The organism is Lysinibacillus sp. KCTC 33748 (genome assembly GCF_002237755.1).
Taxonomy (GTDB): Bacteria; Bacillota; Bacilli; order Bacillales_A; family Planococcaceae; genus Lysinibacillus.
Genome location: NZ_MWSJ01000008.1, coordinates 89,991 through 113,688 on the forward strand (window position 1 = coordinate 89,991; position 23,698 = coordinate 113,688).

Annotated in this window: 25 protein-coding genes and 1 pseudogene; 2 read left to right on the top strand and 24 right to left on the bottom strand. The window is 35.5% G+C overall.

Annotation, left to right across the window (positions count from 1 at the left end):
- Positions 1-444 precede the first annotated feature (444 nt).
- Positions 445-627, top strand: coding sequence for a helix-turn-helix domain-containing protein (locus B1B04_RS12455; protein ID WP_094075101.1), 183 nt, complete (start codon positions 445-447; stop codon positions 625-627).
- Between the two features lie 14 nt (positions 628-641).
- Positions 642-1,126: pseudogene (locus B1B04_RS26175) on the top strand (IS3 family transposase); the annotation flags it as partial.
- A gap of 56 nt (positions 1,127-1,182) precedes the next feature.
- On the opposite strand, the gene B1B04_RS12465 reads toward B1B04_RS26175, so the two are convergent.
- The 24 genes from B1B04_RS12465 to dxs all read right to left on the bottom strand — a co-directional run bounded on the left by B1B04_RS12465 (position 1,183) and on the right by dxs (position 23,574).
- Positions 1,183-1,527 (bottom strand): hypothetical protein, encoded by a 345-nt coding sequence (locus B1B04_RS12465; protein ID WP_079561776.1) that lies wholly within the window; start codon positions 1,525-1,527, stop codon positions 1,183-1,185.
- Positions 1,528-2,049: 522 nt separating this feature from the next.
- Positions 2,050-2,292: a site-specific integrase gene (locus tag B1B04_RS12470; RefSeq protein WP_079561777.1), complete on the bottom strand. Its 243-nt coding sequence runs from the start codon at positions 2,290-2,292 to the stop codon at positions 2,050-2,052.
- A gap of 26 nt (positions 2,293-2,318) precedes the next feature.
- Entirely contained in the window at positions 2,319-2,483 is a 165-nt protein-coding gene (locus tag B1B04_RS25675; protein WP_170938971.1) for a hypothetical protein, read from the bottom strand.
- A gap of 438 nt (positions 2,484-2,921) precedes the next feature.
- On the bottom strand, positions 2,922-3,119 hold the full coding sequence (locus B1B04_RS12475; RefSeq protein WP_139376969.1) for a hypothetical protein: 198 nt from the start codon (positions 3,117-3,119) through the stop codon (positions 2,922-2,924).
- A 915-nt stretch (positions 3,120-4,034) separates the two neighbouring features.
- Positions 4,035-4,244, bottom strand: a complete 210-nt coding sequence (locus tag B1B04_RS12480) for a hypothetical protein (RefSeq protein ID WP_079561779.1) — start codon at positions 4,242-4,244, stop codon at positions 4,035-4,037.
- 172 nt (positions 4,245-4,416) lie between these two features.
- Positions 4,417-5,025, bottom strand: a complete 609-nt coding sequence (locus B1B04_RS12485) for a hypothetical protein (protein WP_079561780.1) — start codon at positions 5,023-5,025, stop codon at positions 4,417-4,419.
- An 11-nt stretch (positions 5,026-5,036) separates the two neighbouring features.
- On the bottom strand, positions 5,037-5,369 hold the full coding sequence (locus B1B04_RS12490; protein WP_079561781.1) for a hypothetical protein: 333 nt from the start codon (positions 5,367-5,369) through the stop codon (positions 5,037-5,039).
- Positions 5,370-5,598: 229 nt separating this feature from the next.
- Positions 5,599-6,006 (bottom strand): phage holin family protein, encoded by a 408-nt coding sequence (locus tag B1B04_RS12495; RefSeq protein ID WP_079561782.1) that lies wholly within the window; start codon positions 6,004-6,006, stop codon positions 5,599-5,601.
- A 180-nt stretch (positions 6,007-6,186) separates the two neighbouring features.
- Positions 6,187-7,530, bottom strand: a complete 1,344-nt coding sequence (locus B1B04_RS12500) for a phage portal protein (protein WP_079561783.1) — start codon at positions 7,528-7,530, stop codon at positions 6,187-6,189.
- A 145-nt stretch (positions 7,531-7,675) separates the two neighbouring features.
- Positions 7,676-9,265 (bottom strand): terminase large subunit domain-containing protein, encoded by a 1,590-nt coding sequence (locus B1B04_RS12505; RefSeq protein WP_079561784.1) that lies wholly within the window; start codon positions 9,263-9,265, stop codon positions 7,676-7,678.
- 3 nt (positions 9,266-9,268) lie between these two features.
- Positions 9,269-9,658, bottom strand: coding sequence for a hypothetical protein (locus tag B1B04_RS12510; RefSeq protein WP_079561785.1), 390 nt, complete (start codon positions 9,656-9,658; stop codon positions 9,269-9,271).
- An 18-nt stretch (positions 9,659-9,676) separates the two neighbouring features.
- On the bottom strand, positions 9,677-10,666 hold the full coding sequence (locus B1B04_RS12515) for a hypothetical protein (RefSeq protein ID WP_079561786.1): 990 nt from the start codon (positions 10,664-10,666) through the stop codon (positions 9,677-9,679).
- A 61-nt stretch (positions 10,667-10,727) separates the two neighbouring features.
- A complete protein-coding gene (locus B1B04_RS12520) occupies positions 10,728-10,913 on the bottom strand; it encodes a DUF5659 domain-containing protein (protein WP_079561787.1) in 186 nt (61 codons plus the stop codon).
- A 31-nt stretch (positions 10,914-10,944) separates the two neighbouring features.
- Positions 10,945-11,115: a helix-turn-helix domain-containing protein gene (locus tag B1B04_RS12525; protein ID WP_079561788.1), complete on the bottom strand. Its 171-nt coding sequence runs from the start codon at positions 11,113-11,115 to the stop codon at positions 10,945-10,947.
- Between the two features lie 83 nt (positions 11,116-11,198).
- Positions 11,199-12,065 carry an SU10 major capsid protein gene (locus B1B04_RS12530; RefSeq protein WP_079561789.1) on the bottom strand — a complete coding sequence of 289 codons (867 nt, stop codon included), beginning with the start codon at positions 12,063-12,065 and terminating at the stop codon, positions 11,199-11,201.
- A gap of 30 nt (positions 12,066-12,095) precedes the next feature.
- A complete protein-coding gene (locus B1B04_RS12535; protein WP_079561790.1) occupies positions 12,096-12,509 on the bottom strand; it encodes a hypothetical protein in 414 nt (137 codons plus the stop codon).
- A gap of 443 nt (positions 12,510-12,952) precedes the next feature.
- Entirely contained in the window at positions 12,953-13,870 is a 918-nt protein-coding gene (locus B1B04_RS12540; protein ID WP_079561791.1) for a hypothetical protein, read from the bottom strand.
- A 1,940-nt stretch (positions 13,871-15,810) separates the two neighbouring features.
- Positions 15,811-16,149 carry a site-specific integrase gene (locus B1B04_RS12550; protein WP_276207756.1) on the bottom strand — a complete coding sequence of 113 codons (339 nt, stop codon included), beginning with the start codon at positions 16,147-16,149 and terminating at the stop codon, positions 15,811-15,813.
- A gap of 227 nt (positions 16,150-16,376) precedes the next feature.
- Positions 16,377-17,168, bottom strand: a complete 792-nt coding sequence (gene spo0A, locus B1B04_RS12555) for a sporulation transcription factor Spo0A (RefSeq protein WP_079561794.1) — start codon at positions 17,166-17,168, stop codon at positions 16,377-16,379.
- A 340-nt stretch (positions 17,169-17,508) separates the two neighbouring features.
- Complete coding sequence (locus tag B1B04_RS12560) at positions 17,509-18,456, bottom strand: SpoIVB peptidase S55 domain-containing protein (protein ID WP_079561795.1); 948 nt, start codon at positions 18,454-18,456, stop codon at positions 17,509-17,511.
- Between the two features lie 121 nt (positions 18,457-18,577).
- On the bottom strand, positions 18,578-20,269 hold the full coding sequence (gene recN, locus B1B04_RS12565; protein ID WP_079561796.1) for a DNA repair protein RecN: 1,692 nt from the start codon (positions 20,267-20,269) through the stop codon (positions 18,578-18,580).
- A 35-nt stretch (positions 20,270-20,304) separates the two neighbouring features.
- Complete coding sequence (gene ahrC / locus B1B04_RS12570; RefSeq protein WP_079561797.1) at positions 20,305-20,754, bottom strand: transcriptional regulator AhrC/ArgR; 450 nt, start codon at positions 20,752-20,754, stop codon at positions 20,305-20,307.
- Positions 20,755-20,854: 100 nt separating this feature from the next.
- A complete protein-coding gene (locus B1B04_RS12575) occupies positions 20,855-21,673 on the bottom strand; it encodes a TlyA family RNA methyltransferase (RefSeq protein WP_079561798.1) in 819 nt (272 codons plus the stop codon).
- Complete coding sequence (dxs, locus tag B1B04_RS12580) at positions 21,673-23,574, bottom strand: 1-deoxy-D-xylulose-5-phosphate synthase (RefSeq protein WP_079561799.1); 1,902 nt, start codon at positions 23,572-23,574, stop codon at positions 21,673-21,675. The genes B1B04_RS12575 and dxs overlap by 1 nt, the downstream gene beginning before the upstream one ends.
- Positions 23,575-23,698: the final 124 nt, after the last annotated feature.

Below are 23,698 nucleotides of genomic sequence, written 5' to 3' on the forward strand. Positions count from 1 at the left end.
AGAAGGTGAAAACAGAAAAAGCACAGCAACTTAATGATGTGCCGTACAGATAAAATCCTACGACACCTTAATCTTTGTTTGCCAAACAGTACATAAATACATCGAAGCCTACTGAGTGAGTGTTAGAAACATTATAGAATGTACCTTCCATCTCTATTTTCCTCTAACCACCATCTGCTTTTATGTCCTGTATAACCCTCTTAAATGCCTTTAAAGGGCGCTTCAAGAAGAACATGTTAGGAATTAAAATCGATTGCGGTGAGCAGCTGAAAAATTTTATAACTTTATTCAATTCTGAGAATAGCGAAAGGATTGAGAAATCGATTCTTCTTTTTTATTGTTAATGAGAGATAAAAGAAATCAATAAATATCAAAAAGCATAAGCTTTTTTTTGAACTGCCCAGTAAAAGTTAGACATCAATCTAACTTTTACTGGGGTTTTTTATGGGGAAAGTAAGTGTTGAACAACGTATTCAAGCGGTTCAACGATACTTAAATGGATATGAAACCATGATTGAAGTTGCGAAAGATGTCGGAATGACAGTTCAAGTTGTCAGTGAATGGGCTCGCCGTTATCAAAGAAGTGGTGTAGAGACTTTCTTAAAGTCCTATACACAATATTATTGACTATAAAATGAATTAACGAGAAATGGGTAACAAACGTGATAGAGTTCCATTTATTTGGTGAGAAACGTTATTTATCACCCGTCCTTGATTTATGTAATGGCGAAATCATTGCATACACGGTAATGAATCGTCCGGTGTATAAACTGGTTCATGATATGTTAGAATAAGCATTGGAGCGCCTTCAATCAGGTAATCCAAGTCGTTCTTCATTCGGACCAAGGTTGGCGCTATCAAATGAAAAAGTACAACGAACATTAAAACAATATGGGATTACGCAAAGTATGTCCCGTAAGGGGAATTGTTTGGATAACGCAGTCATTGAAAATTTCTTTGGCTTATTAAACTCTGAACTCCTGTATCTACAAGAATTTGAATCCATGGCACATGTTGAACAGGAACTTAAGGACTATATTCACTATTACAATCACAAACGAATGAAGCAAAATTAAAAGACCTAAGCACGGTGGAGTACCGAACTCAGGTCGTAGAAGTTGCTTAACTAAATATGTCTAACTTTTTTGGGTCAGATCATCTACGCCTATGCTTTTTCAAAAATTAATGTGACATCGATATTCTTTTACAAGCTATTTTTGCCGCTGGAGTTCCAACACCAGCATCAAGTGCTGCATCTACCGAATCTCCCCAAGAACCACTGCTAGCCTTTATTTCGTTCCCAGCCGAAAAGACTCCCTCTTCTACAATTTGAACACAATCATAATAGTCTGGGTTAGGATTACTTTCAAGATACTGTGCAGCTAATTCGTCTGCTTTCTTTTGTATTGAAACTCGAGCTTGTTCAGCCAATGAACTAAAAACACTCTCAGCTTGCCCACCAAAGTGTACTATTCCGTCATTAATGTCTCGACCAGTACGATGTATATCTTCCATTTCAGATGACATATTTAGTCCTCCCAATCCTTAAAATTTGAACATTTTTTTAGTTCACAAATATTTTCTCCAATTGAGATTGTTCTTATCCATCAACAACTATCCTAAATAATCCTCAATTTCCACTAGAGTAATTTAACTCCACAACTACATATTCACTAATTTTCCCCAAGTTGTGTATGCCTACCTGTTCAGTCATATATCGATTTCTTTAAACAGCAGTTTTTTGATATTTAATTACCCCTGCATAATTACCTTAAATCAGCATTTAAAATGACCCACAAAACAAATATGTACTAAAATTGTTTAATTATACTCATTGAAAATATTACTTATAATTTCAGAGTGATAAACAAGCTGTTTCTAGAACTTATCACTATTATTACCAATAAAAATTTTCCATTATTTTATCAATTTCATCTGCACTGCATTAATCCCAATATATTTTAATGTAATGCTTGGTACTGAATCATTAAATAATATTTCAAGCGTAGCTACATCTTTATTCTTCTTGTAGTAATGGTAAACAAATGTTTATTTCATTTTATGAGCTCCAATATCATCAGGTCCTAGTACATCTGCAACCTTTTGAAGGGTTCTATATGCTTGAGTTGTTGAAATATGGCTGTTACCTTTACGTGTTGCAAACAGATAAACATCATTGTGCAAATTCATTGTATACGGTTCAATACCTTCTCTTGTTACTTTAGGAAGCATGAATCGCTTTGACTTCACCGTCTTTTGTTCTGTGATAAGTAAATGTATTTGCTTTGTCATTGATCGGCATTTCATATTTGCCACGCTCAGATTTGCTTTACATTCTGAGGTGAATCAATTTCAAATCCATCAAACATCCATTTTGCGTATATCTTTAATGTTTGTTCATAGAAATTCATTGTTTTTACAGCTAGTCCTTTTACCGAACAATCAAGCATAAAACGATCTATTTCAATGGCGAAATCAATCATAAAAAAACACGTCCATGAACAGGAATGTCCCATAAATGAATGTGTTTCATAGTTTAATTCAATTAATTTACATTAGTTATCTGAACTCGTCGGTATAAATTCAATGAATTCTCTCTAAATAAGTCCTGTAATCCCTTGTGGTTCTAACTTAGCTCGCAATCATATCAATTCGAATCTTGTCAGCGATCATGGCAATGAATTCGCTACTTGTCTAAATTGAAGATTGAAATGTTTAATATCAATGTTTTCAAACACTTTATTTAACCAAAGTTTCATATATTTATCAGTCAATATTTGTAAATTTTTTGGTAGTCAAATTTACTTTCTTCTATTATATTGTTAGACGTGTGAAATTGCTAAAAAAAGGAGGGTATTCCCACTCTTTTTAAAGTTTATTTATTAAGTTACTCGTGATTTCCCAACACAAAATGTCATACATTACTTTTCTAAAATGATAAAAATTCCTTTTATAGTTTTAACGTTTGGAACGATTATTTCATGTATCGCCTTATTACCAAATCCTTTAACCTTCCGAGGCATTAATGCTTGTGGAAATAATATGTAACCACTCTCGTACAATCCGAAAATCCGTCCACCTAGAATCTTGATTTGATAATTTTGTCCTTTCTTCATCATATAAACAACCTTTATAATTTTTAATTGCGAACAAATTCCCTCTAATTAAAGTTCTTAATCCAGAAGTACACAAAATTAAATGCTTATAATTCAACAATCTGTTCATTCAAATGAATTATAATCTCAGGAGCATGTTTGAAATATTTTATTTCTATTTGATGTAAGCCTCTTGTTTTAGTTTTTCTGAGTAAACTGTAAATTCATCTATCCACTCTCTTTGTCCATCAATATTCACTATTATGTAGTAATAATTTTATGATTCCTTTTTCTCATACAACCATAACAATAAACTTGTTCATTCAAATTTTTCATATCACACACCCCTATGTATTGCCCTGTATTACAACCCTATTTTACATTAAATTCGTGTAATTAGTACCATCAAATTAAAAAGACATGAACACATTATGTTGTAGTCCTCATAAAAGTAAAAAAAGACTACAGCAAAATACTGTAGTCCTTCCGCTATCTTACACAGTAGTTTTTTCAATCATATATGCCTATAAAGGGAAGGGATTGAAACGTTGGATATATATAAATATAAATATTACCATTACTATAAAGAACAGAACGAGAAAGAATGTTACAGTGATTAATAACCCTCAAAAGCTTTCACAACAGTCATATTCCTTTGTCCTCGTTCATAAATATTACTAGGAATCCTTGCCACATTTTTCATATCAACATTTCCATATAATCTTGCTAGATATACGCTGTCAAATGAATCTCTATCAAAGTATAAATACCACGAATCAGAATATCCACCATCAACAGGTGTTAATTGACCAGAAAAGAATGTTCCTTCATTTGTATATCCATGATTGTAGTAATCACATAATTAATCATTACCATTCAAATAGAAATCTTCATCTAGATTATTTGATAAGTTAAATCGAACTTCTCAACCCTTTAATCTTAAATCATACTTTTCCATAAATTCTGGACAATGTATTCAGTAGCATATCTTTCAGAAGGAGGAACATCTTGACCTGTCCTATCTTCTTCTACATTTGTATTTTTCGCATCATTTTCCCCACCGTTAGCACAATACACAAGATATGCAGTTCCACCGGCAACTATAAACAATAGTGCCAAAATAGCTATTAAAAATATAGATTTCAACATAAAACTCCCCAAAATATAACATATTACTCAAATTAACCGTATTACACCAACTAGTTTTTTCTAATATTCATTCTATAACAATAGTACTGGTTAGTTACTATTGTCATAGAATTATGTGCGTGTGAAAATTGATATGGTATTAGTAGAAGAAACTCGATTGGGGTATCATTATCTAATCATCAAGCAATGGAAGTAACACATCTTCTGATTGCACCTTTAGTTCTATCAGTCCAACCTTCACAATCTCAGCATTAATCACTTTGTATGATCGCCCATGAATCACTATTGTACTATTCACTTGGAAGCCTTCTCGGTTTTTAGCGTTATCCTGTACATTGATAACAAGTGTCTTAGTAGCCGTTACAATGGAATCCTCATCAACTGTCATTTCCTTATAGCAAATCACAGCAGGTTCGAAACGGTCTACAACTGTTTCCGTTTTGTAGATTGGTCTACCCATAGCGTCAGTTCCTACCTTGATTTTTACTGTAGTAGTTGGCTCAATGATATAGTTGCAATATTCCACTAAGGCTTTATATTTGAACCCTCTATGAGCTACTATATCACCTGTCACAAGGTAGTAACTACCGTTAATAGTAAAGTAATCGCCACGCTTAAACTCACTTACGGAATGGAAGTGAAATGTACTGTTCGTAGACAGCCTAGTATTTGTCACCAAGCCCTCTAAGGTACTTGGTGTAGCAGTCAACTCATTCTTCATGTAAGGTTGAACAAGTTCTGAGAATGTGTCTGTGAGCGTCTGTGCGTCAAATAATTTCATCTTGCCACCACCTACACATATAGCATGAACACATCTGCGTTACTATTTTCAGTTCTCATGGTTCTTACCTTAAAAGTTAATTGGTCAATACGCTTCATTAGGTTCTCGTGGAACTCACTGACTGTCATATCATCAATTTTAACGGCTTTCATCAGTGTTGGATTGTTAGCTACTGATTCAAGCATACTGAGAGCAGTAGAATAGATTGCCTTCTTGTCTGTCATAGACTGTGGATTGTATTCTAAATAAGCATCAAGACCGTTTTCAGCAAGATACACCATCAACTCATTCTGTTCAAGGTCAATACCTTTTGTTTCCAACTGTAAGCGCTGTAAATTATTCATTTTTAGTAATCACTCCAATTAATTTATTTTGCATAATATTCATCTTTAACTGCCGACAACCTTAGTTAGGTAAACTAAAAGTAGTCACAAACAACTGATACAACAAAAATGTTTAAGTTCGGCAGAAATACTTCTTTTATAAATTTTCTATACATTGTTGATATATCAAGGTTTCCACCAAAACATCAATAGACTATTGAAAATACAACATAAAAAAAGATATTATACATTAATATTTTTGTTGATTTTCCTCATTTGCTAACTGTAATAGACGTTCCTTTACCCCTTTAGGCAATGGCACACCAATCCTAGCTAAGTTTTCAGTGATAGATAAGCCTTCCATTCCGATATAGAAGTATATAGCCATTGTTCTAAAGACAGGAATACCTGACGCTGTAAGGACGTCTAATAGGTTCGCCAAGACTATCACAATCATAATAGTGGCTTTCTTTAAGAATCCGACAAAAGCAATCTTTGAGGATAGACGCTTTTGTACAAGTGACACAATTACACCTGTAACAATATCAATAACCATAAAAACTACTAGGACAGTCAATGATACATGCCACCCACCAATAAGGAAGGATAAGGATGTTCCTGTTAAGGCTAGAATAGTGAATAAACTCATTTTCTCCATTGTTCATTCACCTCCAATACAACTGTTGTAACAGGCGTGAAAAATTGGACATAATCATTCCAACCCTCTACACCCGAAAAAACACTAATTTTCGCCAAAATAAAAATGCCTACACATAACGAAAATCTTTATGATTTCTATTAAATATAGACACCTATTTTATTCTGATTTTATCCATCTCTATGATACCTTTTCAGCAAGGTTACTAGAGCCACCAAGATTCTTGTGTTCTATTTGTTCAAATGGTTTCACATCTTGTATGCGATTCATTTCAAGCGTAACATCATTCACATACGGCGACTGCTCAAGGATTGTTTCAGTGCTTAAAGCACCCATTGCATGTTGCTTACTCATATTGTCAATAATCTCAGCGTGGTTAGAAGGTGTGTTGTATTGAAAGTTAAATTCAAGGGTCATAAAATCGTCTTCTAAAATATGAACCCCTTTGTATCTCAACAGCTCACAGACCTTCTCCCAACGCTCATAAAAGCCTTGCTTCAAGTATGTTTCATTTAATCCTGCTTTCGTATCTGCCAATGAGAACAGCAACTTAATACTAACCTCCGATAGATTGCTTACATCAGTTTTGTTCATGGATACAGCAGGCGTTGAACTTACATCTAATAATGCCTGTTGTAACGTCTTGTAGACTAATTCAAAAGACTTTGAATCTAATTGGTTTGATACCATTTTGAAGTCAGAACCATCATCAAGGTTTAAGCCTCCCCCAACAATATCAGTAGGCAATGAGTCTTTGAGTTGCTGACCAACTGCAACAGGGATAGGATTCATAAACTTATACATGCTATCAACATACTTAGATAATACATCTTCCATGTTATCCAATATCCCCATATAATCATCTAACTCTGAGCGACCTTCTGTATCACTAAATTCATTGTCAGTTTTATATAGGACAGGTAAGCCACTTAGATTAGCATACTGAGCAACTAGTTTTAATTCTCCACCTTCATTTGACCATTCTTGGACTAACTTATCGGTATAAATTGTGTAATAAGCAATACCATCAAAGACATAATGCTCAACAAAGGCAATCATTTCCCCATGATGGTTGAAAACAGGTGTTCCATCCTCCGCGTCAATAATTTTTGAATCAATTCTCCCTTTAGCATTAATGAAAAGATATTCAGCTACCTGACCAAACTTGATTAATTTGTTTAGAATAATAACATTCTTATCATCAAAGCGACCTAGCTTATTTACCTTCAAAAATTGCTCAACCATTTTCTCTACTCCAATGATATTGACACTGTTCTTCAACAGGTATTGCGTTTGGAAGTTCAAAATAGTCTTAGCCAACTGGATCACAATCTTGCGTGGCTCAATGAACTGACCATTGTACTTAAATGAATCACGCTGTAGTATCTTGTGCTGACCATCTAAATACTTTTTCTTACTAAACACTTCTTGCAAACGCTCTTGGTTGTCATAAGAGTTTATTTCCTCTAAGAACCAAGTGGGGTTACCCTTGTGCTTTACTTGTAAATATCTATCTAAATTCATCTTCTTTTTCCCTTTCTTATTCAAAATAAACCTTACCCTGAATGAGTATGGCTAAAAACTACTTTTTCTCGTACCAACCTTGCCAATGATATATTGATTCAATACTGTCACAATACTTTTTAAATGCTTCCATTTTGCTATTCTCCTATACATACCACTTATTTATCTTCATGCCTTGAATAGCCAATGCTGTTGAAATAACACTATCATCGTGGTGCAATTCACTATTCCCTCGCTTATTTCCTAAGCGACCATTTGTTTCAACAAACATCTGCATTTGCTGTAAGGTAGTCTTACATTCTATATTGATAAGCCCAAGCTCAAATTGTTCTTTCATATCACTTATCATTATCGCCTTTGTTTTCTCAGAAGTGATAAAGCCTATTTGCAATTTCTTCTTTCCTCGGTCATCGAAGGTTTTCATCTTATACATATTTAGATAGCCACGCTCTTTGCGTAAGCGTTCAATAACAGGTAAACCATATGAATTGCGTTCCACTGTCAAAAAAGCATAATTATAAAAAATCCCCAAGTCATAGATGACCTGAGCAAATTCATAGACTGGAATTTTATTATGGTAGAAACTTATGACTTGATGACCTTCTGAATCAAATGCAGTAATTGTTGAGTAATCATTACCTGAGCCACTCGCTGTATCGACACCAAAATAATATTTCGTATTGCGTTTAGGAAATTCGAAAAGGTCTAAGCCCTTACCAATATATTTCCGAACGCTCTCAGGTACTTCTGACAACATCTCATTTTTAGGTAACGGCTCAATTGTATAAGAAAGCCTAGTTAAAACCTTATGTTGATCAAATACACTTCTACCTGTAGAAATAAAGGATTCAAAGGGATTTGAGGGGTACTCTTGCATAAACTGCTGTTCGTTTTCCATGTCCTGAACCTTCCATCTTCTCCACATTAATTGCCTTAAAGTTGCACCTGCTCTATAGAGAGCTACTTCATCTTCTTCTAAATTATCAGAAGCAAATCGCTTGCCACCATTGGTTGCTTTATACCAACGCTCTGCTTCATCATAGTCATGGGCAAATTGCTTTTTGTATAGCTTGTGGTAAAAAGGAATGAAATAAGGAACATACTTAGACTTACCTTTGAGGGCTTGCATATACAGGCGGTAGAAATGGTTGCTTGTACCATTGGAGGTTGTTTCAATTGTTAATTTACTCTCAGCCCCTTTTGCAAGGGATTGTTCAACCGAGAGTAGTTGCGTTTCCTGTGACGCATAGAAAGCAAACTCAGATAAATGAACATAGGTATATGTTGAACCACGTCCAATATCTTTGTTCCCTGCTGTAACACTTGATATTCTTGAACCATTAGTGAACAAAAGCTCGCTTCTGTTATCCCTGCGAACCTTTGGGAATATATTAGGGAATTTTTCTCTTGGAACAGTGTCATTCATTTGCTTCAACTTTTCAAAAAGCGCTTTTGCTGAATCACCCTTATAACTAACAATCAAGATGTTTTCGTTAGGCTTAGTTAATGCTCGCCATAATGCCCTAGCAAGCACAAATGTTGAAATACCTGCTTGCCTTGCTTTACCAATCACAACAAAGCGATTCTCTAGCATTAGATTTTCAATTTCTTGCTGTGCTTCATTGATTTCAAAATTAATGACCTGATTTTCGTTGTCTGTAATAAAAATAAAATTCTTAGCAAAAAGTGGGAACTCACTAAGAACTTTTTCAAGTTTATTTGATTTAGTTGCCATGTGCTACATCACCAATTCATCATAAGCATTGCTTTCTTGTGGCTCGTAGACCCGAGTAAGCTTAAACTCTTTATTAAATGCTCTGACCTGCTTTTGAAGGTCTAATAAAAGCTTAATAGCCTTTTCATCCCCCTCAATGGCCCTTTCTGCTGTGACTTGATAAATTTGCTCTAAATCATTCGCCATGCGTGATTCAAGATACAAATTAGTCAACATCAAATACTCAGAAGATTTCTCCCACTTCTTCATGTGGTTCAATGTTTTCACATCTAACTTTAGACACAATGCTTCTTCTGAGAGTTCTTCTGTTCGATTAACATATAGGTCAAACTTCCATTTGAAGTATTCCCTTTTCTTGTATGGAACAGCTTCAAGTGCTTTGTAAATATCCATAAATATCAATCCTCTCTTTTAGTGATATTCAGAGTTCATTTCATCCCTGTTTTGGATGTAAAGTCTTGCATTTTCAATGTGTCTATCAACAATTTTAAACTCATTGCCATACTCATCTATTAAATAGTCTTGTTTTTTCAGTTTCTTAATGCGGTTTTCCCCCGCTCTCAAGACTCTTTTCTCAATGTCAGTTAAACCTACTTCTCTTTTTTGTTTTCGCAGGTCTAAAACAGCAACATAATCCTGTTCAATAGGGAATACATCTTCACCATTTTCATCTTTAAATTTGTTGAATCGATGCTCTGTTTCCTTTAACTGTTCTACAGTCGAATGTTCTAGGTCTGTTTCTTCTTCAACTAATTTTTCAACATACTTTTTCTTAAATGAATGATGTGTAATTTCATCATTTTCAAAAGGCGTTGTTCTGTATTGGTTGGTGTTTTGCTTCCCTGTATCGTTGTAATCACCAATATTTTTGTGAATTAGACCTGCCGCAATTGTTTTATTTACTGCTTGGATTGCTGTTGACTCTGAGCAATTTAAAATTATCGCCCAACGTGATTTAGAACAAGTAAATATACCATTTTCACTTTTAGACCATCTATAGGTAGCAAGATATACATACAATTGGCGGATGTCTGTAAGCTCATTGAACACATCAAATTTAAGTTGTGTATGGCTTATATCCTCAAATTCCACTAATTCAACAATAAGAATATCATTAGCATTAAACTCATCTACAAGCTCACCATCAATACTAGTAAATCTAATAACCTTTTTATCTCTCAAAGAAATAAGAGTATCTTTGATTACTTTAACTGCTCGCTTTTTGTTGCTTGCAAGCTCAATTTGTCCTTTGGCATGAAGCAATGAAACCGAAATATAAATATCTTCTCTAAAGTCCCTGCTTATTGACAGCAACGCATAAATAAATAATTCCTGCGGTGTTAGTTGAAACTCATTTCCATCTGAAATAAGTTGATTGTTAATCATTATAAATTCCATCATGTAAAAACTCCTGTGTGATTGTATTTTTGTTATAAAAAGAAGTCACCCTCTCGGTAACGACCTAGTTAATTTTCTTATATTTATCTAACGCTCGCTGTAGTTCATCAGTTTTGTGATAGACCGTATAAATCGCATTGTCCTTAATGCTTCTAGCTTTTATGATGTATGAAATTCCTTCTTCTTTCAAATAGATTGATAGTTTCTTTGTAAAGCAAAAGAAGAAGTCTTTTTCAGTTAAGTTTGTCATGTTATATACCCCTATCTGTCCATTTGAACACTTAGTTTTTCAGAATAAATTCTTTGTATTTCTGTACTTTATTTGCTTCCATAGCTACTTTGTTATTCTCATATTTTGAGAGCAAAGCTATCGAGCAACCAATGTGCCTAGCAATATCAGTTAGTCTAATTTGCTTCTGTCTACGCATTAAGAACAACTCTATTTGTGTCATGGTCTTACTTCCTTTCTTCTAGTTAAAAATTTTCATGAAATGAATTGAAAAAGACACTCCCATTTCTGAGAGTGTCTAAGGGATTATTTACCCTGTGTTAATACTGCAACTGCTTTCTTTGAACCAACCTTTAAAGTTGCTTCTGCAATTACTTGACCTTTCACTGAATCACCTGTTTTTGCAAGTGGTTCAAAGTGTGGCTCTCGCAAATATGCTAAATCGACATAAGCATCATTGAAGAACACAACTTTATCAGCAGGAACATGTTTTGATAACACAAATTTTACTGAACCATAATTAGTGTTGATTTCATCTACTAGTAAGCCAAATGATGTTGTCACATGGTTGTATGAGTAGTTATCCTTATATATAGCGTCAATTTTTTCTTTAATATCAGCATTGACAAAGGCATATACTTGACCTTCTGCTAAATCCTGATTCCAAAGATTACGCATAACTTGCTTAATTGCAATTTCATCAATCGGAGCTGTTACAGCATTAGAAGCATCAGCCATTTCAATTAGACCTGATAATTGGCGTTTGAACGGTGTTTTTGAACCATCCGCTCTAAGACCATTGATAAATTTCTTTTCCATGTTAACTTTTAACTCTAGTAATCGGTCAGCTACTTCCCCTGAGAACTGAGTTGATTGCATAGCTTCTGCTGTACCTGATACCTGAACACCCTTCTTGAAAATCTCAAGGATATTACTTAGCTCTGCCCTAGCAGATTCATAGAATACTGTTGTGTCTGCTCCTTCAACTGCTGAAATATCTTCATCATTAGATAGTGAGTTTTCTCGCCAAGTATACACAGTGCTAAGTGCTTTTTCAATATTGCCTTTCGCCATAAGTAATGATGTAAATGGCGTTGCTTGAACCCCAATTACTGCAATCTCATTTGCTAATGAAATGCGTTCTGATTCTGTAAATGATTGTGATGTAAACATTATAAAATTCCTTCTTCCTGTTAATTTGTTTTACTTAAATATTTTTTCGAACTTACTAGCAATCATGCCTTTAGCGTCACCATTTTGCTTATGAGCTGTATAATCATCTTGCTTAGCAACTTCTTTAGGCTTAAAGCCCATATCAAGTTTTACTTCATTTATTAACTCTGCTAGAGCATCAACTTTTTCTATTGGTGTTTTAGTAAGACTAAACTTCTCTACAAATTCCTTTGCAAAGCCAAACCCTCGTTCTTCAAGCTGTAACTGTAATCTTAAATTTTCTAATTCAATTTTTTCTTGTTCCAAACGCTCGGTTTCTTTTTGTAGCTCTTGTTTTTCATGTTCCAACGGATTTACACTTTGTCCCTGTTCAGTTACGTCAACTCCCTCAGTAACCTCAATAGAATTCATTTCAATTGCTTCTGCTGTTTGTAAATTCCCCATTAATAATTCTCCTTCTGATTTGGTATTTTCCATATTTACACAAACTAAAAAAAGCCAATAAGTAACTACTCATGGCTTAATTGTCCATCACTCCATATAAGTCCATAGAATATCATATAGAGCGTTCTGAGTAAGCCACTCATAAATATCAGGAATGACTCATTGACGCTCACTAGACTTTACAGGTGGTGTTCCAAGCTGTCATTCACTCAATAGATGTTATGAACATGCTCAGTTAAAGATTTGAATAATGGCTAACAAAAAAAGGACTACAATTAGTAGCCCTCAAACAATGGCCCTGATTACGTTCAATAGTTACCATTTTTTGATTATAATATTAAAATTATGCCAAGGCTCTATTGTAACCTCAACAAATTTAAGAGGAAAATTATCCTCTCACTATGAACAGTTTGTACGCAAAAAGTGTGACTTTTGAATTCAGGTCATCTCCAAGAGTCATACTTGTCTTGCACACGCTTTAATCTTTTTTTGAAGTTGCTTTCTTCCAGCATCATCAATCTAGCAAAGTTGCGTTTGTTGAAATCGATAATTTCCCCATTTTGATTAAATGTAAATACATTTGTCTGCTTGCTATCCAAAGCTCGTTGCAAGTGATCTAGCAACTCATTTGTAAATTCCTTTTGTCTTTCCGACAAATTTAAGAAATCAAACTTAAATATCCTACGAAAATTTGTTTGATTTTTGAGTAACTTCATATCATTTTGATTGATAAAATAACGCTCTCCATCAATGTTAAACTCTCTAGTACCTGTTGCTTTGGCAATCTCACGATAGATTTTTTTGTTAATACCATGATTGATATACTTTACAATTTCTTTGTCAGTTTTCATTGTATCGACCTTTTGGATAATTTCATTTAGCACCTTTTTTAAAGGCTCAACTGTCTCAGCAATCTTCTCTGCTTTTTCTTTTTTGACATATGGCAATACCCGTAATATGTCATTAAAGCACTCATCAAATTCTTCATGCTCTACTTGCTTCAACACTTTATCAGGTATCTTATCAAAATCATCAACGTAATAATACTCGCCAATCTGTGACAAATAGTAATAAATATAGTCCGCAGCTTTCATGTCATCATGCGATCTCTCAATATTTGACAGATACTTTTTGTATACATACTTTGCGTATCGTTGTTGTAGCGAATTGATATAGATTGCTATATAATCCTCTGCAACTTCTGCCTTTGCTTTTCGTTTCGGCTCCATGTAACTGTACATATGCTTTGTCACTAAATGAAAGGACAACTCATATTCAACTTTTGCGCCCATGGTTATCAACTCTGTTGTTAAGTCATATTTGCCTAATTTGTGTTGATCTATTTTTTGTTTAAAATCCATTAAATATGCTCCTTTTATTTTTCATAAATCACAGTTCTCTAGTCTTCATTATATATTGTTTTATTATTTACCAATGCTTTTTCCGAAAATAATTATCGAAATATATTATTAGAAAAAATATTAGCAATACTTTTCACGCATAAAAAGACCCTTACAAAAATAGGTGCTTGCACTACTTCCAGGGTACTTATCCTAGTTATTAAATCACTGAAATAACAGCTATATCCGTCTGACTGAATCGTCTTTGCGGTCATGCAGTACATTGTTTGGAAATCTATAACATAGAACACAGTTCTACTAATGTGTTCAAATAATAAATATATCCATGAAAGTAAACTAAGGCGCAAGCCCGTCCATAGTTTTTTCTTTATCACTATTTATTTCTTTAAATAGTTTTTTTCTTTAAACTTGTCAGAATGTGTTCCAACTAAGCGTATATTTTAGACCCACTTATCTAAAAAATGTTCCGAATTGGCACATTTTATATAGGATAGGGTCTAAACACTGTACAAAATTAGCACAATATTTATATAACTGTATTTACATATTTATATTAATATTATTTACGCCCACCCTAACATGAAGCTGAGTGTGTATCAACATCTCGTCGAAAAAGTGCTGCCTTGATCTCAATAAATCTATAAATAGACATAAAGGAACAAGACCTCATAGTTCCATGAACCTCTTTCCTAGCATCCTTATACTTCTGCCCCCAGTAGTTGCTGTAAGCCGTACGCTTATAAATACTTATCCCTTTATTGGCCAGGAATTCTAACTTTATAGTATATGATATGTTCTTCGTTGCCGTAGCCACTCAAAATTCGCTCCTGATCTTTAACGATGGCATTCAAAGCGAGACAAGGCACGCTTACATAGAGTAATAACGATAATTATTACATCGGCTATCGTACAAACCTGTCAAGTTTTAGTTTGAGCATATGTACTAGGCTTCCACGTTCGACTACGGAAAATAAGCACACTTATTTAGCCTAGACGTTGATTTTTTTCGAATAGGCTGTACAATAGCGTTACATTGGTGTGTATGCTATTGCTTTGCGGTAGTCATATTCAGTTAAAAGTCGTTAGTGTTCGCGCACTAACAGCTTTTTCCTACGCAATTTCTCACTTCGCCACTAGGACAAAAGGAGAACTCACTAAGCCTAATGCCTGTTTATACTCGCTTAGTCGAGTTTTCTAAACACTTTTTTTCTGTTCTTCATCTACATCAATCTTGACTGCTCCAAGCTTTTCACATCATTTAAGACCCTTTTCTGACCACCTTTAGATACAATTAGTGTCAACATTCCCCTGCGCTGTTGCAAATCATTGAACCCTTCAAAATTCTGCGGTACTGAAAAAAATCTTTGTAGTCTATCATTCTTATCTTCTCCTTTTTTTCCTCCTCTTGTTCCGTCCCCTAAAAGTCTAAATTATTTTGTAGACTGAAATTGTTATTTTCTATCTATCTCATTTTCAGTAAAATCTAGACAAGCTTTATTGTCGTTTCCACACTTCTATGACCTAAAATTTTACTCAATCTTACAAATTTCACCTTTCCTTCAATGATGTAATAAGTTATTTCGTATTAAACGTGGATGAACAGATAAACCCACACTTAAACCTTCCCTTCTTATTGATCTTCAAAATATTCACACCTACTATAGCTTGTTGGAAATAAAAATGGCGAATCTGAAATCTGTCTAGTTGCATCAACGTCTTAAATTACCTACCGTTTTATGCCCCAAAATACATAACGTTGATGTCCATTCTTGGCATTTTTGACAAGAATAGAATTATTTTTAAATCTATATCCTCGGTCATTAAGGAACAACACTCATTAGCCTTAAGCCCCGTAGAATCCAAGTCCTGTACTCATAATATTTTGTAAGATTGAAAGCACCTAGTATTAATTTAGTTTCCTCAGGGGGAAGCAGTTGTTTCTACTTACGCTTTGGTTTAATCTGTTCTATTGTGTCAATCGGATTAACCGTTATTTCTCGTTCAGCTTTCAAAAAGTAAAATACTTTCATATTCTTTGAACAATTGGCTATGGTAGTATCTGGTTTTTGATAATCTTCCCTACGTTTAGGATAGTTATTGTTTAATACCTTGTCAGAAGAAGAAGCAGTGTCCTTTCCACGCTCTCTCAAGTATTTGATGTATTGTTGAATATAAGATGATTTTACCTTCCCTGCATCCTTAATTTTGAAATCTCGCACTGTGTAATTTCTGAATAGCGTTAAAGTCTGTTCATAACTTTTCATGGTTTTTGGAGATATTTTGGAGAAAGATGTATAGCGTCACAACGAAACATACAGCAATCCAACATATAATGGTCAACTTCGATTAAAAACGGACATATAGACATAAAAAATACGCCCCCTCAAACAGTCGGCGTAAACTGTCTAAAAAGGCGTTATAATTTTCGCTAAATAAACGTTATCTAATTTAGATTTACCGGTCATTCTCCGGTAAGCCAATCGCTACAAACCTTGATATACCGTGACTAGCTCGCCATCATATCAATACGAATCTTGTCAGCGATCATGGCGATGAATTCGCTATTTGTCGGTTTCGACTTCAAATGATGTACCGTATAACCAAACATCGACGAAATCGATTCATAATTGCCACGGTTCCATGCAACTTCAATGGCATGACGAATCGCACGTTCAACTCGTGATGGTGTTGTATTGAATTTCTTAGCAATTTCTGGATATAAAATTTTCGTCACAGATCCTAATAACTCGATATCTTCGAATACCATCTGAATAGCTTCTCTCAAATAAGAGTAGCCTTTTATATGTGCAGGAACGCCAATTTCTTTAATAATGGCCGTAATCGTGCTATCTAATTGATGTTGATTTAATTTTTGAGGTGCCGTCGGTTGTAAAACACTTGTCTTTTTAGGAAGTGTTGCTTTCTGTCCAGCACAATGTAAGATCTTTTGAACCAATTGATCAAATTCAAATGGCTTTAGCATGAAATAGGATGCACCTAAGTCTACAGCTTGTTTCATCACATCTTCTTGACCAAATGCAGTTAACATTATTACTTGAATTGATGACATTTGTTCATTTTGATACATCGACTCTAAAACAGCTAACCCATCAAGATGTGGCATAATAATATCTAGCAGCAAAATATCTGGTGTGAATTCCTCAAGCATTTGTAAACAAACTTTCCCATTTGAAGCAGTTGCAATGATTTCAATTTCTGGATGTCCTTGAAAATACTGCTCCATCGTTTTTAATAACTCACGATTATCATCTGCAATTGCTACTTTAACCTTTGTCATTTAAAATTCCTCCTTCTGAACTGTGCTTCGAATATCCCGTTACCTACCCCAATGCTTTTTTTGCACACTGTGGAATTTTCGACATTATTGTTTTAAAAACCTTTTCAATTTCCAAAAATGAGTATGTAGTCCGATACTTTCATTTAATATCGACAAGTTATGATAAATAACTGACAAAGCTTCGAATGCTTATACCATTTATTTTAGTGAAAAAATGGAGATAAAACTACAGTTTTTCTTAAGTATCGCTAATCGCTTCATAAATAAACGAAATACTTGATGAACAATATATTTTTATGAAGGAATGAAGAATGGAGCCACCTCTTGGCAGCTCCTTCGTTTAAGATGATTTTTTTAACATTTCCGCTACAGTTATTGCTGCTCCTTTTTTCGGCTCCTCCACAAACATATGCGTAACGGCACCTACAAAACGACCGTCTTGAATGATAGGACTGCCACTCATCCCCTGCAAAATACCACCTGTTTTTTCAATGAGCTTTTTGTCAGTGACTATGAATTCAAGGCGTTCATTTTCAACCTTTGTAATTTCAATTGAAAAAGTTTCCACCTTACTGCCCTTGATCGCCGTAGAGATTTCCGCTTTTCCTGTTTTTATATCCTTTTCATGCATAATTTCAATTGCTTTAGGCAAACTTTGTTGATAACCGTCTTCCCAACGGCCAAAAATTCCATAAACTGTATTTTTATCTATACTCCCTAATCGATCCTGATGTTTTTCAATGGAGGATATTTTATAGCCAGGTTGCCCAGGTATACTTTTACGAATTTGTTGAATCGAAGCTAAAAAAATGGAGCCAGCATGGAAATTAGGGGCTTCTTGTAAAGTTGAATCAACGATTTGGTGGCCTAACGCACCGTAATTTTTTGTCTCTGGATCAATGTATGTCAATGTTCCTACTCCATCTGTTTCATCTTTTAGAAAGGAAATAACATGTTCAGCTTCTTGCTCCTGTAACTCAAGTGTCACTTCTTTTCCTTCATTTTTTATCGTCCATTTCTGTTGTCCTTGTCGAGCAACAGCTTTTTTGGCATCTGCAAGTGTTTTTACTGTAATATCATTTATTTTTTCAATCACAGCGCCTCCTTTCATCCACTGATTGGAAGCTAATAGCACATCATGTGCTACAAATACATGTGATAGCTGAAGTTGAATACCAATTGCTTCGCCCATCGGAATTAGCTTTTTTGCGGCAAAAGCCTTTACGGGCATGAATAATAAAACGATGAGCATAGGCAAAATGACAAATTGACGCCAACGACGATTCATACGACACCTCCTTTTTATTTTTGTCTTTATACTATGTGTTGTTGTGGCGTTCTTATAAGCGGTAAATATTTGTGCAAAAAGAAAAAATCCAGAAACAACGAGCTGTTTCTGGATTCTTTTGCTATCTCATTTGTTTTTTTCGTTCATTCGCCATTTTTAGAAGCTCTGTTGCGTGCTGCAATGTTAAATCTGTAATTTCCGCTCCAGATATCATGCGACTGACTTCTTCGATACGAGCATTCGTATCTATTTCCAGCAATGACGTAAATGTTCGATCATGCTCGACTTCTTTTTTAATAAAATAATGATGATCAGCCATCGCAGCTACTTGTGGTAAATGCGAAATACATAAAACTTGAGAGTTAATGGATACTGCTGCAATTTTTTCTGCGATTGCTTGCGCTACGCGACCACTTACACCTGTATCTACTTCATCAAAAATAATAGATGTAATGCCATTTGACGATGAGAAAATCGTCTTTAACGCAAGCATCATACGCGATAATTCTCCCCCAGAAGCAATTTTCGGCAAAGATTTTGGTGGCTCGCCTACATTCGTAGAAATATAAAAAATTACTTGATCTTTTCCGTTTGCATCAAAGAAAGATAATTCATCAAAATTAACAATAAATTTTGCTTTTTCCATATGTAATTCACGCAGCTCGGCCATAATAGCTTCACTTAAATTATGTGCAGCTTCTTTTCGAACAGTAGAAAGTTCTGCAGCAAGCTCCTCAAGTACCGTTTCCATTTCCAGCACTTTTCGTTCTTTCACTTGCAAAATTTCGTCTCGATTTAATAGTTCATTTAGCTCTGCTTTAATTTTATCGTAATACGCTAAAATCTCTTCAACTGTTGAGCCATATTTGCGCTTCAAATTTTGTAATAAGGCTAAACGTTGCTCAACCTCATTTAAACGGGCAGGATCAAATTCTAATTCGTCCAACACATTTTTAACCTGATACGCAGCATCTTGTAACGCATAAAATGCAGTAGTAACAGATTCGGATGCCTCTTTAAATTGTTCGTCAATAGTGGCAGCATCCTCTAAGGCTCCCATTGCATTGCCAATCCAGTCAAGGCCTTTCGATTCACCTTGAATGGCTTCATAAGCTGCACTGGAGCGTTCAAAAATCTTATTGAAATTCATTAGACGACGGCGTTCATCAAGAAGCTCATCTTCCTCGCCAAGCTTTAAATTGGCATCCTCCAGCTCTTTCATTTGGAATTGATACAAATCAATACGTTGCGCCATTAACTGCTCATCAATCGAAATCGAAGCTAATTCTTTTTTTAGTGAACGATATTCATCATATTGAGAACTGTATGCCTCTTGAATTGGTGTAAGTTGTTCCTCGGCAAAATGATCAAGTAAAGAGATATGCTGCTTCTCATCCATTAATTCTTGATTTTCATGCTGACCATGAATATCGATAAGGCTAGCCCCAATATCACGTAAAACAGATAATGGCACAAGTTTACCGTTTACTCGACAAACACTTTTTCCAGAATCATTTAAATCACGGCGTAAAATAATGGTATCTTCTTCAATTTCAATGCCTGCCTCTTCAAGTTTCTTATGAACAGGATGCCCAGAACTTGAAATTTGAAATAAACCACCTAATTCTGCCTTTTTAGCTCCATGACGAATAAATTCGGTATTTCCTCGTCCGCCAGCAAGTAAATGCACTGCATCGATAATAATGGATTTCCCTGCTCCTGTTTCACCTGTTAAAACAGTTAAACCACCTGAAAAACTAACAGTTAAATCCTCGATGATGGCAAAGTTTCTTATACTTAGCTCTCTTAACACAAAATGTCACCTCTGTATCAAATTACCCTGCTATTTTATAGCATTTCTAATAAGCGATTTTTAGTATTTTCACGCTCATCTTCATTACGACAAATAATTAATATAGTATCGTCTCCAGAAATAGTCCCTAAAATTTCAGGCCAATCTAAATGGTCTAGTAATGATGCAATAGCATTGGCATTACCAGGAAGAGCCTTCATAACTAAAAAGTGTGATGCACCGTCAATGCTGACAAAAGCATCAGCTAACGCACGATGTAATTTTTGTATAGGATTGAATCGTTGGTCTGCGGGTAGGCTATATTTATAACGTCCATCTTGTAAAGGTACTTTAACAAGATGAAGTTCTTTAATATCACGTGATACTGTTGCTTGTGTCACATTATAGCCTGCATCTTTTAAAAAATCGACTAAATCATCTTGCGTTTCGATTTCATGATTGGCAATAATATCCCGAATTCGTATATGTCGTTGTCCTTTGTTCATCTCGGTCACCTCTTATAAATAGTTGAATATTTGTATATTTACACTACCATTTTAAACATAAAAGCACAAGAAAAAACACGGCTCTGTAAACGAGCACGTGTTATTTTAGTGCACTATGCGCTTCTTCAACGAGTGTATTAAAAGCTGTATATGCAGAGACATCTTCATCACCAATAGGATTCACTAAATGGAATAAAAATTCAATATTCCCCTCGCCTCCTGTAATTGGCGAAAACGAAGCATCCTTAACGACAAAGCCAACCTCTGTCGCCATTGCAGCTGTCTTTTCTAAAACATCTAAATGTACTTTTTTATCACGAACAATACCTTTTTTACCGACATTCTCTTTCCCAGCCTCAAACTGAGGCTTTACAAGTGCCATTACATCGCCACCTGGCATTAACAATGTTTTTAAGACAGGTAAAATAAGTGATAATGAAATAAAGCTGACATCAATTGTTGCAAAGTCTGGTAAGCCCTCTGTTAAATCTGGCGCTGTCGTATAACGGAAATTTGTTTTTTCCATGACAGTTACACGTTCATCAGAACGGATTTTCCATGCTAGTTGGTTGGAACCAACGTCCAATGCATAGCAATGTCTTGCACCATTTTGTAATGCACAATCGGTAAATCCTCCTGTAGAGGAGCCAATATCTAGCATTAGCTTCCCCTCTACAGACATATCAAAAATTTGTAGCGCTTTTTCTAGCTTCAAGCCGCCACGGCTAACATATTTTAAATCAGAGCCTTTTACTTGTAGCGGTGCATCAATAGCGATTTTTTCCCCCGCCTTATCGATACGAATTTCATTAGAAAAAACAAGCCCTGCCATAATAGAGCGCTTTGCTTTTTCTCGCGTTTCGCAAAGCCCACGCTCTACAAGTAAAATGTCTACACGTTCTTTTGGATGTTTTGTCATTATTTATTCAAACCTACTTGCTGTTTTTGTTGAAGTAACACATGCATTCGTGCCACTGTATCTTCAGCCGTCATATGAATTTCAGCGAGAAGCTGGTCTACATTACCATGCTCAATAAAATGATCCGGTATACCCATACGATCGATCAGTGCAGTTAAATAGCCATGGTCATGGGCAAATTCTAATACACCACTACCAAAACCACCTTTTAGAACCGCCTCTTCAATCGTTAATATTGGTTTACGGCTTGATAATATACGATGAAGCATATCCTCATCCATTGGTTTAATGAAACGAGCATTGACTACTTCTATCTCTACACCTTGCTGTGCTAAAATACCGGCTGCTTCCATTGCCATTGGAATCGTCGTACCAAAGGTTAAGATCGTAGCATCCTTACCTTCACGTAACACTTCCCAGCTACCAATTGGTAACGTCTTAAGCTCATCGTCTAACGGAACGCCTATGCCATTACCTCGTGGATAACGTAACGCAATTGGACCACCATCATATTCAATGGCTGTTTTCACCATATGCTGGCCTTCATTTTCATCTTTTGGCATCATAATTGTCATATTTGGAATATGACGAAGGAATGCAATATCAAATACACCTTGATGGGTTTCACCGTCTGCGCCAACTAAGCCTGCACGGTCAATTCCTATAAAGACATTTAAGTTTGGACGTGCGATATCATGTAATACTTGGTCATAGGCACGTTGAAGGAACGTTGAGTAAATGGCTAAAAATGGTTTCATTTTTTGCGTCGCTAGACCTGCTGCCATCGTGGCTGCATGTTGTTCGGCAATCCCCACATCAAAGAAACGCTCTGGGAAATCCTTTTGGATACCTTGTAGTTTCGAGCCCACCGGCATTGCAGGTGTAATTGTGACAATTCGTTTATCTTCATGTGCAATTTTACGAACAGTCTCGGCAACCAAACTACTCCAAGCTGGACCTTTCGTCTCTGATTTTACAAAGGCACCATTTTCAATTTTATAAGGACCTGTCCCATGCCAATTACCGATTGTATCATCTTCAGCTGGTTTATAACCTTTGCCCTTTTTCGTAATCACATGAACAAGCACTGGACCTTTTACTTTTTTAGCTTGTGATAAAGTTGCCTCAAGAGCTTCGAAATCATGTCCATCAATCGGCCCTAGATATTTAAAGCCTAACTCCTCAAAGAACACACCTGATACCACTAAATATTTTAAGCTATCCTTTAAGCGTTCAGCAGTTGAAGCAAGCTTACCGCCTAGCACAGGAATCTTATTCATAAGGGATTCCAGTTCTTCTTTTGCTTTTGAATATTCTTTGGCTGTACGAAGACGTCCCAGTACATTGTGTAACGCTCCGACGTTTGGAGCGATTGACATTTCATTATCATTTAAAATGACAATCATATTCGTTTCAGCATGACCGATATGGTTTAATGCCTCTAGTGCCATACCACCTGTTAAAGCTCCATCTCCAATAATTGGTATCACGAAGTTCTTTTCATTTTTAATATCACGTGCTGCAGCCATACCCATAGCTGCTGACAAAGATGTCGAGCTATGACCCGTCTCCCACTCATCATGTTCACTCTCCACATGCTTTGGAAAACCACAAAGTCCTTTGAACTGACGTAATGTGTCAAATTGACTTGCACGACCTGTCAAAATTTTGTGCACGTAAGCTTGGTGGCCAACATCCCATAAAAACTTATCTTGTGGACTGTCAAACATTTTATGGAGCATAATCGTTAACTCCACAACACCCAGGTTCGGCCCGATATGACCACCTGTGACAGAACATTTTTCGATTAAGAAGGCACGAATTTCTTGTGCAAGTCGCTCAAGCTCCTTCTTATCTAAGTTTTTTAAAAAGGCTGGACTAGTTATCTTATTTAAATCCACCTTTCTCACACACCTTTTCAATAAATTATTCACCGTAATTGTGTTTCCACCATTATAACAGTGTTATCAATATGCTAAAAGTACGAACACTTTATTGTTTGCACATTGGCAAACGCCCTCACCT

What these genes read in the sequence shown, in the direction of transcription:
- B1B04_RS12455 (WP_094075101.1), top strand. Translation starts at nt 445, where the DNA reads ATGGGGAAAGTAAGTGTTGAACAACGTATTCAAGCGGTTCAACGATAC.
- B1B04_RS12465 (WP_079561776.1), bottom strand. Translation starts at nt 1,527, where the DNA reads ATGTCATCTGAAATGGAAGATATACATCGTACTGGTCGAGACATTAAT.
- B1B04_RS12470 (WP_079561777.1), bottom strand. Translation starts at nt 2,292, where the DNA reads ATGACAAAGCAAATACATTTACTTATCACAGAACAAAAGACGGTGAAG.
- B1B04_RS25675 (WP_170938971.1), bottom strand. Translation starts at nt 2,483, where the DNA reads ATGATTGATTTCGCCATTGAAATAGATCGTTTTATGCTTGATTGTTCG.
- B1B04_RS12475 (WP_139376969.1), bottom strand. Translation starts at nt 3,119, where the DNA reads ATGATGAAGAAAGGACAAAATTATCAAATCAAGATTCTAGGTGGACGG.
- B1B04_RS12480 (WP_079561779.1), bottom strand. Translation starts at nt 4,244, where the DNA reads ATGTTGAAATCTATATTTTTAATAGCTATTTTGGCACTATTGTTTATA.
- B1B04_RS12485 (WP_079561780.1), bottom strand. Translation starts at nt 5,025, where the DNA reads ATGAAATTATTTGACGCACAGACGCTCACAGACACATTCTCAGAACTT.
- B1B04_RS12490 (WP_079561781.1), bottom strand. Translation starts at nt 5,369, where the DNA reads ATGAATAATTTACAGCGCTTACAGTTGGAAACAAAAGGTATTGACCTT.
- B1B04_RS12495 (WP_079561782.1), bottom strand. Translation starts at nt 6,006, where the DNA reads ATGGAGAAAATGAGTTTATTCACTATTCTAGCCTTAACAGGAACATCC.
- B1B04_RS12500 (WP_079561783.1), bottom strand. Translation starts at nt 7,530, where the DNA reads ATGAATTTAGATAGATATTTACAAGTAAAGCACAAGGGTAACCCCACT.
- B1B04_RS12505 (WP_079561784.1), bottom strand. Translation starts at nt 9,265, where the DNA reads ATGGCAACTAAATCAAATAAACTTGAAAAAGTTCTTAGTGAGTTCCCA.
- B1B04_RS12510 (WP_079561785.1), bottom strand. Translation starts at nt 9,658, where the DNA reads ATGGATATTTACAAAGCACTTGAAGCTGTTCCATACAAGAAAAGGGAA.
- B1B04_RS12515 (WP_079561786.1), bottom strand. Translation starts at nt 10,666, where the DNA reads ATGATGGAATTTATAATGATTAACAATCAACTTATTTCAGATGGAAAT.
- B1B04_RS12520 (WP_079561787.1), bottom strand. Translation starts at nt 10,913, where the DNA reads ATGACAAACTTAACTGAAAAAGACTTCTTCTTTTGCTTTACAAAGAAA.
- B1B04_RS12525 (WP_079561788.1), bottom strand. Translation starts at nt 11,115, where the DNA reads ATGACACAAATAGAGTTGTTCTTAATGCGTAGACAGAAGCAAATTAGA.
- B1B04_RS12530 (WP_079561789.1), bottom strand. Translation starts at nt 12,065, where the DNA reads ATGTTTACATCACAATCATTTACAGAATCAGAACGCATTTCATTAGCA.
- B1B04_RS12535 (WP_079561790.1), bottom strand. Translation starts at nt 12,509, where the DNA reads ATGGGGAATTTACAAACAGCAGAAGCAATTGAAATGAATTCTATTGAG.
- B1B04_RS12540 (WP_079561791.1), bottom strand. Translation starts at nt 13,870, where the DNA reads ATGGATTTTAAACAAAAAATAGATCAACACAAATTAGGCAAATATGAC.
- spo0A (WP_079561794.1), bottom strand. Translation starts at nt 17,168, where the DNA reads ATGACAAAGGTTAAAGTAGCAATTGCAGATGATAATCGTGAGTTATTA.
- B1B04_RS12560 (WP_079561795.1), bottom strand. Translation starts at nt 18,456, where the DNA reads ATGAATCGTCGTTGGCGTCAATTTGTCATTTTGCCTATGCTCATCGTT.
- ahrC (WP_079561797.1), bottom strand. Translation starts at nt 20,754, where the DNA reads ATGAACAAAGGACAACGACATATACGAATTCGGGATATTATTGCCAAT.
- B1B04_RS12575 (WP_079561798.1), bottom strand. Translation starts at nt 21,673, where the DNA reads ATGACAAAACATCCAAAAGAACGTGTAGACATTTTACTTGTAGAGCGT.